The organism is Bacillota bacterium, from assembly GCA_029961055.1.
In the GTDB taxonomy this organism is placed as follows: domain Bacteria; phylum Bacillota; class Sulfobacillia; order JAIMAT01; family JAIMAT01; genus JAIMAT01.
The window spans coordinates 14,166-27,731 of sequence record JASBVM010000005.1; the positions used below are offsets into that span (position 1 = coordinate 14,166).

Below are 13,566 nucleotides of genomic sequence, written 5' to 3' on the forward strand. Positions count from 1 at the left end.
GGGCGCGGGAGGGAGGAAGCGGCTTGCAGGCTCTGCGTTCTCCGGAGAAGAGGCGGAAGGAGGCCAGGAGGTCGCGGGAGCGCCCGAGACTGCCGTGGGGCGAGCTGGCGATCTACCTGCTGGGCGTGGGCGTCGGAGCGCTGGACACCAGCATCCTGCCGCCGGTGTTGGGCCAGATCGCCCGCGACTTCCACGTCTCGCTGGCGTGGGCCGCCTGGACCCTCACCGCCTACACGGTGGCCTACGCCGCCTCCACCCCGGTGATGGGGGCGCTGGGCGACCGGATCGGTCACGTCCGCGTCTTCCGCGCCGGGGTCGCCGCCTTCGGCCTCGCCTCCGTGCTGGCGGTGCTCTCGCCCAACCTGGCGGTCTTCCTGCTCGCGCGGGTGATCCAGGGGGCGGGCGCGGGGGCCGTCTACCCCAACGCGCAGGCGGAGGGGATCGCCCTCTTCCCGCCGGAGCGGCGCGGCACGGCCCTGGGCATCTTCGGGGCCGTCTTCGGCCTGGCGAGTGTCATCGCCCCCAACCTGGGCGGCGTCCTCGGCCAGTACTTCCGCTGGCCCAGCGTCTTCCTGCTGAATCTCCCGCTGGTCCTGATCGTTCTCTGGCGGGCACACGGCCTCCGCCCGGGAGGCCGCTCCGATCGGCCGCTGCCGGATGTTCCCGCGGCGGCCGCCTTCAGCGGCGGACTCGCGCTCTTCCTCCTGGCGCTGACGGTGCAGGGGACGCCGGGCCGGGTGCTGGGCGCGGGCTCGGTCGTGGTGCTCGCCCTCTTCCTCCTCCGGCAGCGGCGGACGCCGGTGCCCTTCCTGGATATGGCGCCGCTCCTCCAGGCGTCGGGCGTCGCCCTGGTGGCGGGGTCGGCGGTGATCGGCTTCGATCTCTCCGCCTCCGCCCTCGTGCCCACCATGGTCCAGAAGGAGTTCGACTTCTCGGTCCTCGCCTCGGGCGTGGCCATGATGCCTGCCGCGGTGACCGGCGCCCTCCTGGCCGGCCTGGCAGGGGTGCTGGTCGACCGCGCGGGGCCGCGACCGGTCCTCCAGGGAGGCCTCGGCCTGGCGGTGGTCGGCTCGATCCTCATGGCCTGGCCGCACCTCGACCTGCCCCGCTTCGTGGCCGCCATGGCGCTGCTGGGCGCCGCCACCGCCTTCACCATGGGGGCCTCCATCAACCGTCTGGCGCTCGCCCTCTATGGCGAGGGACAGGCGGGCGAGGCGCTCTCGCTGGTGGCGGTCTTCCGCTCGGTGGGGATGGCGGCCGGTCCGGTCCTCCTGGGGCTGGCCGCTTCTGCGGGGAACTTCACGGGCATGTTTGCCGGCGTGGCCCTGGCCTCCCTTGCCGGCGTCGTCCTCTTCGGCCTGGTCCGCGGCGGGGCGGCCGGGACGGCGGGGGTGGCGGCCGGGCGCTGACGGACAGGTCCCCATCCGCGTATGCCGGCCGGGTATGGAGGTGCTCTGCGACCATGACCAAGCAAGCGACGATGCGCACCCGCGGCACCGGGGACCGAACCGGGGGCGGGCGGGCGGACCGGATCCCCTCCGGGCTCCGGGCGCTGGCGGTGGCCAGCACCCTGGCCATGCTGGTGGTGGTCATCGCCGGCGCCGTGGTGACCAACACCGGGTCCGGCCACGGTTGCGGGAACAGCTGGCCGCTCTGCCACGGCACGCTCTTCCCGCAGTGGACGCTGCCGGCGATGATCGAGTTCGGCCACCGCGTGGTGACGGGACTGGCCGGCCTGCTGCTGGTGCCGCTGGCCGTCTGGAGCTGGCGCCGGGGTGACGCCGAGGCGCGGCGTCTGCTTCTCTTCGGCCTGGCTTTCGTGGTGGTGGAATCCTTTCTGGGCGCCGCGGCGGTGCTCTGGGGCGAGCCGACGGCCATGCTCGCCCTCCACTTCGGCATCTCTCTCCTGGCCTTCACGGGAATCTGGCTGCTGACGGCCTCGCTCCTCCAGGGAGAGGAGGCGCGGCGGCGGCGCAGCCGGCCGGTGCCCGCCCGCTTCCGCCGCCTCGGCTGGGCCTCCGCGGCGGCGGTCTACGGCACCATCTACCTGGGCGCCTACGTCCAGCACACCGGCTCCGGCGGCGCCTGCGGCGGATGGCCCCTCTGCCAGGGGGCCCTCGTGCCCCCGCTGGTGGGCCATCCGGCCGTCGAGTTCGCCCATCGCCTGGCGGCGCTCGTGACCACGCTCCTGCTCCTCGCCTTCCTGCTGGAAGGGAGGAGACTCCGCCCCTCGCGTCCGGAGCTCGCCCATGCTTCGGAAGCGGCCTTCCTGCTCATGGTGCTCCAGGTGCTGAGCGGAGGCCTGGTCGTCCTGAGCGGGCTCGTCCTGAGCGTCAAGCTCCTGCACATTACGCTGGTCACGCTCCTCTTCTCGGCGATCAGCTACGCGCTCCTCATGAGCGGGCCCCGGCCCGCGACGCAGCCACTGGAGCGCGCGGAGCCCGCCCCGCGGCAGGCGGCGCCCGCCTGAGGCGGCGCCCGGGGATCGCATAGGCGCGCCGGCAGCCGAGCACGGTAGACTGGGACCCGCAGGGGGGAGGAAGGACGGAGCTCCTGGCAGCGGTCCCGCCCGACGTGGTGGCGGTTCTGGCGCGGCTGGAGAACCGGGGTGAGCGGGCCTACCTGGTGGGTGGCTGCCTGCGCGACCTGCTGCGCGGGCGGGTGCCGCACGACTGGGACGTGGCCACCTCGGCGCCGCCGGAGCGGGTGGGGGCGCTCTTCCCGCGGACGCTGCCCACCGGGCTGGAGTATGGCACGGTCAGCGTCTGGACCGGCCTCCGCTGGGTCCAGGTGACCACCTTCCGGAGCGAGGGCGCGTACGGCGACCGCCGCCACCCGTCCGAGGTCCGCTGGCTCGACCGGGTGGAGGGCGACCTGGCCCGCCGGGACTACACGGTCAACGCCATGGCCCTCGGGCTGGACGGCCGGCTGATCGACCCCTGGGGCGGGCTCGAGGATCTGCGCGCCGGCCGGGTCCGCGCCGTGGGCGACCCGCTGGAGCGCTTCCGGGAAGACCCGCTCCGTGTGGTGCGCGGCGCGCGGCTCTGCGCGGAGACCGGCTGGAGCATGGAGGAGGCCACCGCCCAGGCGGCGCTCCGGGGGGCGGCCGACCTGGCGGGCGTCTCGCGCGAGCGTCTCTTCGCCGAGATGCAGCGCCTCCTCATGGGCGACAGGGCCGCGCAAGGGGTGGCGCTGCTCTGGCGGACGGGGGCCGTCTGGGCCGTGGTCGGCGGCGCCGCCGGCGAGCTGGGCGAGGAAGAGGTCGGCCACCTGGGTGAGGCGGTGGAGCGGGCGCCGCGCGAGGAGGCGAGCCGCTGGACCGCCTTCCTCCACCTCTTCTCGCGCGCCGAGGAGGTGGCGGCGCAGCGGATTCTGGTCGGCCGCCTGCGCCGCCGGGTGGAGGAGCTGCTGCGCGTACTGCGCCGGCTTTCGGGGGTGGCGGCGCGGGAGGGAGGCGGCGGTGCGACGGCGAATGGCCAGCCCATTCCCTCCCTGGGGGTGGAGGCGCGGGAGTGGGCCTCACGGCTGGCGCCCGAGGAGGCGAGGCTCCTCGCCGGCTGGCTGGCCGCCCACCCGTGGGAGAGCTGCCCGCGGGCGGTGCTGTCGCCGGCCGCAGGCCGAGCCTGGTCCCGCGCGTTGCGCGAGGTGGTGGAGCGGGGCGACCCCTGCCGGGTCGGCCAGCTGGCGGTGCGGGGCGACCAGGTGGCGCGCTGGCTGGGCCAGGGGGGGGCGGCCATCGGGCGGGAGCTGGAGCGGCTGGCCGCCTGGGTGCGGGAGGATCCGGCCCGCAACCGCCCGGAGCGCCTGCGCCGGCACCTCCTGGAGAGGCGGAGCGAGGAGGGGAGAGCTTGACGGGTGAGGCGGGCGAGTTCGTCGCGCGGCGGCTGAGCAGCGGGATCCCGTTCTACTTCCTCCCGACGGGGAAGTTCCGGAGCCTGCGGCTCAGCCTCTTTTTCCTTCGCGACCTGCGGCCGGAGAGCGTGACGGAGACGGCGCTCCTGCCGGAGGTGCTGATCCGGGGGTCGCGGCGGCACCCCGACCTGCGGGCCGTCCACCGGCGGCTGGACGAGCTGTACGGAGCCGACCTGGCGGTCAACGTGCAGAAGCACGGCGAGGCGGAGAGCGTCGGCTGGCACCTCGACCTGCCGGAGGAGCGGTACCTGCAGGGGGGCGAGGGGCTGACCGGGCAGGCGCTGGACTTTCTGGCCGAGATGGTGCTGGAGCCCTACATGGAAGAAGGCAGGCTCTCGGCGCGCTACGTCGACCAGGAGAAGGTCAACCTGGCGCGGCGCCAGCAGGCGCTGATCAACGAGAAGGGGCGGTACAGCCTCCTGCGCTGCATCGAGGCGATGTTCGCGGGGGAGCCCTACGCGCTCTCCAAATGGGGGCGGCCGGAGGATCTCCCCGGCATCGACGCGGAGCGCCTGAGCGCGAGCTTCCGGGAGCTCCTCGCCTCCGCGCCGCGGGTCTTGATCGGTGTCGGCCAGGGGCCCGTGGACCGGATCGAGGCGGAGCTGGAGCGCCGCCTGGAGCGGCTTCGCCCGGAGGCGCTGAAGCCCCTGGAGGGGACCCGGGCGGCGGAGCCGCGCGGCGGCCAGCCGCGGGTGGTGACGGAGGAGCAGCCGGTGGCGCAGGGGAAGCTGGTGCTGGGCTTCCGCACCGGCGTCCAGATCGGCGACCCGGACTATGATCCTCTGGTGGTGGCCAACGGCGTCCTGGGCGGCTTCAGCCACTCCAAGCTCTTCCGGAACGTGCGCGAGAAGGCGAGCCTCGCCTACTACGCCTACTCCTTCCTCGATGCGAGCAAGGGCGTCGCCTTCATCCAGGCCGGCATCGAGCCGCCGGACTACCACCGGGCGCTCCAGATCGTCCTGGAGCAGGTGGAGGCGGTCAAGCGGGGCGAGGTGAGCGACGAAGAGCTGGAGACGACCAAGCTCCGCCTCTTCAACCAGCTGCGGGAGAGCACCGACAGCCCGGACGCGCTCATCCACCAGGCGCTGGAGGAGACGCTCTGGGGCATCCGGCGGAGCCTGCCCGAACGGCTGGAGGCGATCGCCCGCGTGGGGCGGGAGGATCTGGTCCGCGCCTTCCAGCGGGTGGAGCTGGATACCATCTACTACCTGACGGCCACCGGTCAGAAGGAGGCTCTGGGCCTTGCCTGAACAGGCGATCGAGCGCGTGGAGGCGCCGGAGATCGGGGAGCGGATGGAGCGGGCCCTGCTCCCCTCCGGACTGATGGTCCAGGTCCTGCCCAAGCCGGGCTTCGCGAAGAAATATGCGACCTTCGCCACCCATTACGGCGGTCTCGACTCCAGCTTCCAGGTACCGGGCGAGAGCGGGCGGACGGACGTGCCCGACGGGATCGCCCATTTCCTGGAGCACCAGCTCTTCGCCGAGGAAGACGGCGACGCCATGGACCGCTTCTCCCGCCTCGGCGCCGGCTCCAACGCCTTCACCACGCACACCTCCACCACCTACCTCTTCTCCACCAGCGAGCACTTCGAGGAGGCGCTGGGCATCCTCCTGGACTTCGTCCAGCACCCCTACTTCACCGAGGCGGGGGTGCAGAAGGAGCGGGGCATCATCCTCCAGGAGATCCGGATGTACCAGGACGACCCGCGCTGGCAGATCGACTTCCAGCTGCGCCAGGCGCTCTACGTCCGGCATCCCTTCCGGCTGGACGTGGCGGGGACGCCCGACTCCATCCGGCAGATCACCCGCGATCTCCTGGAGCGCTGTTACCGCACCTTCTACCACCCCTCCAACATGGTGCTGACGGTGGTGGGCGACGTCGATCCCCGGCGGGTGGTGGATCAGGTGGCGGAAGACCAGGCGCGGCGCGGCCTGCGGGCGCAGGTCCCGATCCGGCGCTTCCGGCCCGAGGAGCCGGACCGGATCGGCCGGAAGCGGGTGGAGAAGCGGATGCCCGTGGCGCGCCCCTGGGTGGCCGTCGGTTTCAAGGAGCGCGGCGGCGCGGCGGAGGGGCTCGCCGCCTTCCGCCGGGAGCTGGCCACCAGCCTCCTCCTGGAGCTCCTCTTCGGCCGCGGCTCCGACTTCTACGCCAGCGCCTACGAGGAAGGTCTGATCGACGGCTCGTTCGGCTCCGGATACAACGGCGACGAGGACTTCGGGATGAGCGTCGTGGAAGGCGAGACGGACGAGCCCGAGCGGCTGGTGGAGCGGGTGCTCGAGGCGGTGGAGGAGACGCGCCGGCGGGGCGTCGACCCGGATCGCTTCGAGGCGCTGCGCAAGAAGGTACTGGGCGGCCTCGTGCAGGAGCTGGACTCCCCGGAGAGCCTGGCCTACATGGCCAACGAGGCCTACTTCCACGGCCACACGCTGTTCGACTCCTTCGCGGTGGCGCGGGAGCTGAGGCTGGAGGAGGTGGAGGAGCGGCTCCGGGGCCACCTCGATCCCGACTTCCACGCCGTCTCGCTGGTCCTGCCGGAGGGGAGAGCGTGAACGTCCTGGAGGTGGACGGCGAGCACCTGACGGCGGCCGGCCTCGAGGAGGTGGTCCGGGAGGGGCGCCCCGTCCGCCTGGCGGAGGCTGCCCGGCAGCGGATGCTCCGCTCGCGCCGGGCGATCGAGGAGATGCTCCACCGCGGCACGGCGGTCTACGGCGTCAACACCGGCTTCGGCCGCCTGGCCGAGGTGGCCATCCCGCCCGAGGAACTCCGCCAGCTCCAGCAGAACCTCCTGCGCAGCCATGCCGCCGGCGTGGGGCCGGCCCTGGGCCGGGAGGAGGTCCGCGCCCTCCTTCTCCTCCGGGCGAACGCCCTGGCCCGCGGTCACTCGGGCGTCCGGCCCGAGGTGGTCGAGCTGCTCCTGGGTATGCTTAACGCCGGCGTCCACCCCCGCGTCCCCGAGCAGGGCTCCGTCGGCGCCAGCGGCGATCTGGCGCCGCTGGCCCATGCCGCCCTGGTCCTGGTGGGGGAGGGGGAGGCGGAGGTGGACGGTCAGCTCCTTCCTGGGGGCGAGGCGCTCCGCCGGGCCGGCCTCGAACCCATCGCCCTGGAGGCGAAGGAAGGGCTGGCGCTGATCAACGGCACCCAGCTGATGGAGGCGGTGGGCCTCCTTGCCTGGATGGGCGCCGAGCGCCTGATGGAGTGGGCGGACGCCGTCGGCGCCCTCAGCCTGCAGGCGCTCCGCGGCATCCCCGACCCCTTCCGGGCCGAGCTCCAGGCGCTCCGCCCCCATCCCGGCCAGATCCGCTCGGCGGCCCGTCTCCGCGCCTACCTGGAGGGGAGCCGCCTGACCACGGCGCCGGGGGAGCTGCGCGTCCAGGACGCGTACAGCCTCCGCTGCATGCCGCAGGTCCACGGCGCCAGCCGGGACGCCCTGGAGTACGTGGGCAGGGTCCTGGAAACCGAGATCAACGCGGTCACCGACAACCCGCTGGTGTTCGCCGACCCGCCCGAGGCGATCTCCGGCGGCAACTTCCACGGCCAGCCGCTGGCGCTGGCGCTGGACCTGCTGGCCATCGCGGTCGCGGAGCTGGGTGACATCTCCGAGCGCCGGACCGAGCGGCTCCTCAACCCGCAGTCCAGCGGCCTGCCGCCCTTCCTCGCCCGGAACGGCGGCGTCGAGTCGGGGCTGATGCTGATCCAGTACACCCAGGCGGCGCTGGTCTCCGAGAACAAGACGCTGGCCCACCCGGCCAGCGTCGACTCGATCCCCACCTCGGCAGGTCAGGAGGACCACGTCAGCATGGGCGCCTGGGCGGCCAGGAAGGCCCGCCGGGTGGTGGGGAACGTCGCCCTGGTCCTGGCCGCGGAGGCGATGGCGGCGGCGGCCGCGGCCGACCTGCGCGGCCCCGAGGAGCTGGCCCCGGCTTCGTCGGCGGTCTACCGGCGCATCCGCGCCGTGGTGCCGCCCCTGCGTGGCGACCGCTCCCCGGCCGCGGAGCTGGAGCGTCTGGCGGCGCTCCTGCTGCGGGAGACCCCGCCCGGAGCGGAGATTCCCGCTTCCGCCTGAGGGAGGGGCTGAACGCGCCGCGGCGGGCATACGTATCCCCGGCGCCGCCTCCAGGTCGGCGCCGGGGTGGGTGGCCGATGATCCGCCTCTCCCGCGGCCGGGGCTGCGCCGGAAACCGCCTGCTGTCCGGGCCCTGGCTGATCCCGCTGCTCCTGATCGCGGCGGCCCTGCTGCTCGTGCGCCCCGTCCGCACCGTGGGCGTGGAGCGCCGGGAGCTGGCCAGGCTCCCCTGGGGCTCCGGCCCGGGCCAGGTGGGCCGGTATCGCTCGCTGGACGGACTCTGGCGCGGACCCACGGCCGTGGCCACGGCGCCCGACGGGACGCCCGTCATCCTCGACGCGGCCAACCACCGGCTGCTCTTGGGCCGGCGAGGGGACAGGGGGCAGGGGCAAGGCGGGGGGCGCGGCGACCGCGGGCTCCTGCGCGAATGGCGGGCACTCGCCCTGCCCGGCGCCGGCTGGTACACGGCGCTGGCCCCGCTGCCGGAGGGCTGGCTGCTGGCCGACGGCCGGAGCGGGGCGCTCCTCGCCCTCCGTCCCGGCCCGGACACGGGGACGCCGCTGCCCCTCCTGGCGGCGCCCGGCGGCCGCGAGCTGCGCTGGCGGAGGATCCTCCTCCTGCGCGGCGGTCCGCAGGCGGTGACGGTGCTGGCCAGCGAGGGCGGCCTCCACTTCGTCCGGCGCCGGCTCTGGGTGCTGGAACAGGGGGCGCTCCGCCAGGTGGGCGAGAGCGGCGTCCGGGGCCCCGAGGCGGCCGCCTCCGCGCTTCTCCTCTCCGCGGCGCCCGCCGGGAGGGCCTTGGCCGTCCTCCGCGGCGGCGCCCCCTTGAGCCGCGAGCTCCTGCTCCTGGGAGGGAAGGGGGGAGAGAGGCTCTTCACCCTGGATCTCCGCTCGCCGGCGGAGGCGGTGGACCTGCTGGGCGAGCTGCCCGGCCTGGGCTGGCTCCTCTGGCGGCAGGCGCCCGGCCGGCCCGCGGCGGTGGAACTGCGCGACCCCCGGGGGCACCTCCTCTGGAGCGCGCGGGTGGCGGCGGGACCGCCCTACCTCCTCCATCCCGCCTGGCTCTCGGGCGAGAGCCTCACGCTCCTCGTCCCGCGGGGGGAGGGCGTGACCGTGGAGCGCTGGCGCTTCACCCGGCGCTGGGCGCTCACCTGGCGCTGGTAGCCCTGGCATAATGGACGCCAGATGACGGGGAGGTGGGAGCGACGGCGAGAGCGCGGGTGGTGGTGACGGGCGCCTTGCCCGGCGGCGGGATGGAGCGCCTCGAACGCGCGGCGGAGGTGATCGGCCCGCCCGAGGAGGGGGCGGATCGCCGCGCCTGGCTGCTCGAGGCGGTGCGCGAGGCGGACGGCCTCCTCTGCCTCCTCGTCGACCGGGTGGACAGGGAGCTTCTCGAGGCCGCACCGCGGCTGCGGGTCGTCTCCACCTTCTCGACCGGCGTCGACCACGTCGACCTCGACGCCTGCCGGGAGCGGGGCATCCGGGTCACCCACGCCCCCGACGTGCTGACCGAGGCGACGGCCGACCTGACCTGGGCGCTCATGCTGGCGGCGGCCCGGCGGGTGGCGGAGGGCGACCGGATGGTCCGGGCGGGCGCCTTCCGCGGCTGGCGCCCCGACCTGCTCCTGGGAACCGAGGTCTACGGGCGCACCCTGGGCATCGTCGGCCTCGGGCGGATCGGCAAGGCGGTGGCCAGGCGCGCCTCGGGCTTCGACATGAACGTCGTCTACTGGAACCGGACCGAGATCAACCCCATGGAGGACGAGTGGCTGGGCGTCAGCCGGGTCGAGCTGGACGAGCTCCTGGCCAAGGCGGACTTCATCAGCCTGCACCTGGCCTACACGCCCGAGACCCACCACTTCATCGGCCGGCGCGAGCTGGCGCTGATGGGTCCCCATGCCGTCCTCGTCAACACCTCGCGGGGAGCCGTCGTGGACGAGGAAGCGCTGGTGGAGGCGCTGGAGGCGGGGCGGCCGGCGGCGGCCGCGCTCGACGTCTTCGAGCACGAGCCAGCCGTCCACCCGCGGCTCCTCCGGCTGCCGCAGGTCGTGCTCACCCCGCACATCGGCAGCGCCACCCGGGAGACCCGGGAGGCGATGGCCCGCGTGGCGGTGGACAACCTGCTGGCGGTGCTGGAGGGGCGCCGCCCGCCGGCGGCGGTGGACTGACCCCCGGGTCGCCGCGACACCGATCCTCAGCAGCCCAAGGAAGGAGCGAGAGCATGACCGAGATCCGAACCACCCTCTCCAACCCCCTGGAGGTGGAGGCGGACGCCCTGGTGGTGGCGGTCTACCAGGACGCCGAGCGGCTGGACGCCAGCGCCCGGGCGGTCGACGAGGCCACCGGCGGCCTGATCAGCGGCTGGCTGGCGTCCGGCCGGATGCGGGGCAGCCTGGAGGAGACGGCGCTCCTGCCGGCGGCGGGAGCTCTGCGCGCGCCGCTCCTGATCGTCACCGGCCTGGGCGGGCACGCCGAGGTCGACGGACAAGCCCTCCGCCGGGCGGCCGCCCGCGCCGCCCGGGCGGCGCGACAGGCCGGGGCCCTCCGGCTGGCCAGCACGCTCTACGGTGCCTTCCTGGGCGACGACCTGGCGGCCGGCGCCATCGTCGAGGGAACGCTGCTGGGGCTCGACCGCTTCCTGACCTACAAGGGCCGCGACCAGGGGGAGCCGCGCCGGCCGGATCCGGAGCTCTTCCTGCTGCTGGCCGAGCCCGCGCGCGAGGCGGCGGTCCGGCGCGCCGAGGTCCTGGCCCGCGCCACCCTTCTCGCGCGCCAGCTCTCCAACGAGCCGGCCAACCAGCTGCCGCCGCGACGGATGGCGGAGCGGGCCCAGGCGGTCGCCGCCGAGGCCGGCCTGGAGTTCCTGGCACTGGACGAGCGGGAGATGGAGCGGCTGGGCATGGGGGCGCTGCTGGGCGTCAACCGCGGCAGCCACGAGCCCCCGCGCCTGCTGGTCCTCCGCTACCGCTGCGGCCGCCCGGACGCCCCGCTCCTGGCGCTGGTGGGCAAGGGCATCGTCTTCGACTCCGGCGGCATCTCGCTCAAGCCGGCGGCGGGCATGCACGAGATGAAGATGGACAAGTCCGGCGCCGCCGACGTGGTCGCCGCCATGCAGGCGATCGCCGCCCTCCGGCCCGCCGTCGATGTGATCGGCGTCGCGCCGGTGACCGAGAACATGCCCGGCGGCGGGGCGCAGCGGCCCGGCGACGTGGTCCGGGCCATGAACGGCACCACCATCGAGGTGCTCAACACCGACGCCGAGGGGCGCCTCGTCCTGGCCGACGCGGTCGCCTACGCCGCCCGGGAGGGGGCGCGCTGGATCGTCACCGTGGCCACCCTCACCGGAGCCGTGGTGACCGCGCTGGGACACGAGGCGGCCGCCGTCCTGGGCAACGACCGCCGCCTCATCGAGGCCGTGATCGAGGCCGGGCAGAGCGCCGGCGAACGGTACTGGGAGCTGCCTGCCTGGCCGGAGTACCGGCGGCTGTACAGGAGCGAGGTGGCCGACCTGGCCAACGTCGCGCCGCGCGACGCGGGCGCGGGCACCATCGTCGGCGGCCTCTTCGTCGGCGAGTTCGTGGGCGAGGCGGCCTGGGCCCACCTCGACGTGGCGGGCACCGCCTGGGTGGAGAAGCCCACGGCCCTGACCGAGTCGGGTGCCACCGGCTTCGCGACCCGCACCCTGGCCCTCCTGCCCGAGAGACTGGCGGCGCTCCTCTGAGCGCCCGAACCCCGAACGCCCGAGAGCGGAAGGAAGGTGCACGCATGCCCGAGAGCCGTTTCGTCGAGGTGAGCCGCGAGGAGCCGATCGCCGTCCTCACGCTCAACCGTCCCGAGGTGCTGAACGCGCTCAGCTTCGATCTGATGGCCGAGCTGGCCGGCCGGCTGGAGGAGCTGGACGCCGATCCCGCCATCGGCGCGGCCGTCCTGACCGGCAAGGGACGGGCCTTCGCCGCCGGCGCCGACATCGGCGAGATGAGCCGGCTCGGCACCCCCGACCTGCTGGAGCGCCAGCCTTTCGCCGTCTGGCGCCGGCTGGACCGCATCCGGATGCCGCTCATCGCCGCGGTCAACGGTTACGCGCTGGGCGGCGGCCTGGAGCTGGCGATGGCCTGTGACCTGATCCTGGCCGCCGAATCCGCCCAGCTCGGCCAGCCGGAGATCCAGCTGGGCATCATCCCCGGCGCCGGAGGCACCCAGCGGCTGCCGCGCAGGATCGGTCGCTACCGGGCCGGCGAGTGGATCCTGACCGGAGCCCGGTACTCCGCCCGGGAGGCGCTGGAGGCCGGGCTGGTCAACCGCCTGGTTCCGGACGACCAGCTGCTCGAGGCGGCGCGCGAGCTCGCCCGCACCATCGCCTCGCGACCCCGCCAGGCCGTCCGTGCCGCCAAGGAGGCGCTGCGCGCGGCGGAGGAGCTCCCCCTGGAGGAGGGGCTGCGCCTGGAGCAGCATCTCTTTCAGGCGCTCTTCGCCACCGCGGATCAGCGCGAGGGCATGCAGGCCTTCCTGGAGAAGCGGGCGCCGAGGTTCACGGGCCGATGAGACGCTCGCCCCTCGGCCTGGTGGTGGCCGCCGCACTGGCGGTGCTCCTGGCGGCCGCCGGGTGCACGGGGGGCGGCCGCCCGGGCGCCGCCCCGGCCCGCTCCCACGGCGGCGGCCAGCCCGGACCCGCGGGCGGGAGCGCGGCCGGCACCCCTGCGCCGGCCGACGCCCTGGACGGGCTCTTCGCCGTCACCATCGACAACCAGGCCGGCGCCCGCCCCCAGAGCGGACTCGACCAGGCGGAGATGGTCTGGGAGGTCCCCGCCGAGGGCTACATCACCCGCTTCGAGGCCTTCTTCCAGAGCCGGGCGCCCGACCGTATCGGACCCGTCCGCAGCGCGCGGCCCTATCTCGCCGCCATCGCCGCCGGTTACGGCGCGGTCCTCGTCCACGCGGGCGGGAGCCAGGCGGGCTTCGCCGCCATCCGGGCGCTCGGCCTCCCCCAGATCGACGGGCTCTTTCCCCCGGGCCAGCGCTATCTCTGGCGCGACCCCACCCGCCGCGCCCCGCACAACCTTTACACGTCGGGTACGGAGCTGCGCCGGGCGACCGCCGACCTGGGTCTCCGCCCGGAGCGGCTGGCGCTCCCGCGCGGGCCGGCCCCGGCGGGAGGGGAGCCCGCCTCTCAGCTGCGCCTCCACTACCTGACCTCGGGCGCGGACCGGAACCTGATCCTCTGGACCTACCGGGACGGGAGCTACGAGCGGGCGTTGAACGGTGAGCCCTTCCGGCTCCGGGAGGGGGCGGCCGTCCGCGCCGGGAACGTCGTCGTCCTCCTCACCGACATCCGCCGCCTCCCCGGCAAGGAAGGTTACCTGGACGTCCGCCTGGCCGGCACCGGCCAGGCCTGGTTCCTGCGCGACGGGCGGCTCTGGCAGGGGCGGTGGTCGAAGCCCTCGCAGGCGGCGCCCGTCAGCTTCGAGATTCGCTCAGGGGACGGGTGGCGTCCCTTCCCCTGGGCCCCCGGAGCCATTTGGGTCCAAGTGGTGGGCGACCCGCATGCGCTGGGGTTCGGATCTGCCTCTTCAGGGCCAGGAAGTTGAGCGCCA

At 74.6% G+C, this 13,566-nt stretch carries 11 protein-coding genes; all 11 read left to right on the forward strand.

The window, feature by feature from the left end:
• The first annotated feature begins 23 nt into the window (after nt 1–23).
• The 11 genes from QJR14_01700 (at nt 24) to QJR14_01750 (ending at nt 13,560) form a co-directional block, all read left to right on the forward strand.
• Nucleotides 24–1,409, forward strand: coding sequence for an MFS transporter (locus QJR14_01700; GenBank protein MDI3316335.1), 1,386 nt, complete (start codon nt 24–26; stop codon nt 1,407–1,409).
• 53 nt (nt 1,410–1,462) lie between these two features.
• Nucleotides 1,463–2,470 (forward strand): COX15/CtaA family protein, encoded by a 1,008-nt coding sequence (locus QJR14_01705; protein MDI3316336.1) that lies wholly within the window; start codon nt 1,463–1,465, stop codon nt 2,468–2,470.
• Between the two features lie 107 nt (nt 2,471–2,577).
• On the forward strand, nt 2,578–3,852 hold the full coding sequence (locus QJR14_01710) for a hypothetical protein (protein MDI3316337.1): 1,275 nt from the start codon (nt 2,578–2,580) through the stop codon (nt 3,850–3,852).
• Nucleotides 3,849–5,162, forward strand: coding sequence for a pitrilysin family protein (locus tag QJR14_01715; protein MDI3316338.1), 1,314 nt, complete (start codon nt 3,849–3,851; stop codon nt 5,160–5,162). The genes QJR14_01710 and QJR14_01715 overlap by 4 nt, the downstream gene beginning before the upstream one ends.
• Nucleotides 5,155–6,462: a pitrilysin family protein gene (locus QJR14_01720; protein ID MDI3316339.1), complete on the forward strand. Its 1,308-nt coding sequence runs from the start codon at nt 5,155–5,157 to the stop codon at nt 6,460–6,462. Before QJR14_01715 ends, QJR14_01720 begins: the two co-directional genes overlap by 8 nt.
• Entirely contained in the window at nt 6,459–7,976 is a 1,518-nt protein-coding gene (gene hutH, locus QJR14_01725; protein MDI3316340.1) for a histidine ammonia-lyase, read from the forward strand. Before QJR14_01720 ends, hutH begins: the two co-directional genes overlap by 4 nt.
• Before the next feature lie 77 nt (nt 7,977–8,053).
• Nucleotides 8,054–9,139, forward strand: coding sequence for a hypothetical protein (locus QJR14_01730; protein MDI3316341.1), 1,086 nt, complete (start codon nt 8,054–8,056; stop codon nt 9,137–9,139).
• A gap of 32 nt (nt 9,140–9,171) precedes the next feature.
• Nucleotides 9,172–10,143: a D-glycerate dehydrogenase gene (locus tag QJR14_01735; protein MDI3316342.1), complete on the forward strand. Its 972-nt coding sequence runs from the start codon at nt 9,172–9,174 to the stop codon at nt 10,141–10,143.
• 53 nt (nt 10,144–10,196) lie between these two features.
• A complete protein-coding gene (locus tag QJR14_01740) occupies nt 10,197–11,696 on the forward strand; it encodes a leucyl aminopeptidase (GenBank protein ID MDI3316343.1) in 1,500 nt (499 codons plus the stop codon).
• A 44-nt stretch (nt 11,697–11,740) separates the two neighbouring features.
• Complete coding sequence (locus tag QJR14_01745; protein ID MDI3316344.1) at nt 11,741–12,517, forward strand: enoyl-CoA hydratase-related protein; 777 nt, start codon at nt 11,741–11,743, stop codon at nt 12,515–12,517.
• Nucleotides 12,514–13,560: a DUF3048 domain-containing protein gene (locus tag QJR14_01750; protein ID MDI3316345.1), complete on the forward strand. Its 1,047-nt coding sequence runs from the start codon at nt 12,514–12,516 to the stop codon at nt 13,558–13,560. Before QJR14_01745 ends, QJR14_01750 begins: the two co-directional genes overlap by 4 nt.
• Nucleotides 13,561–13,566: the final 6 nt, after the last annotated feature.

Excerpts from the sequence above, each read along its gene's own strand:
- QJR14_01705 (MDI3316336.1), top strand. The coding sequence starts at position 1,463 with ATGACCAAGCAAGCGACGATGCGCACCCGCGGCACCGGGGACCGAACC.
- QJR14_01730 (MDI3316341.1), top strand. The coding sequence starts at position 8,054 with ATGATCCGCCTCTCCCGCGGCCGGGGCTGCGCCGGAAACCGCCTGCTG.
- QJR14_01740 (MDI3316343.1), top strand. The coding sequence starts at position 10,197 with ATGACCGAGATCCGAACCACCCTCTCCAACCCCCTGGAGGTGGAGGCG.
- QJR14_01745 (MDI3316344.1), top strand. The coding sequence starts at position 11,741 with ATGCCCGAGAGCCGTTTCGTCGAGGTGAGCCGCGAGGAGCCGATCGCC.
- QJR14_01750 (MDI3316345.1), top strand. The coding sequence starts at position 12,514 with ATGAGACGCTCGCCCCTCGGCCTGGTGGTGGCCGCCGCACTGGCGGTG.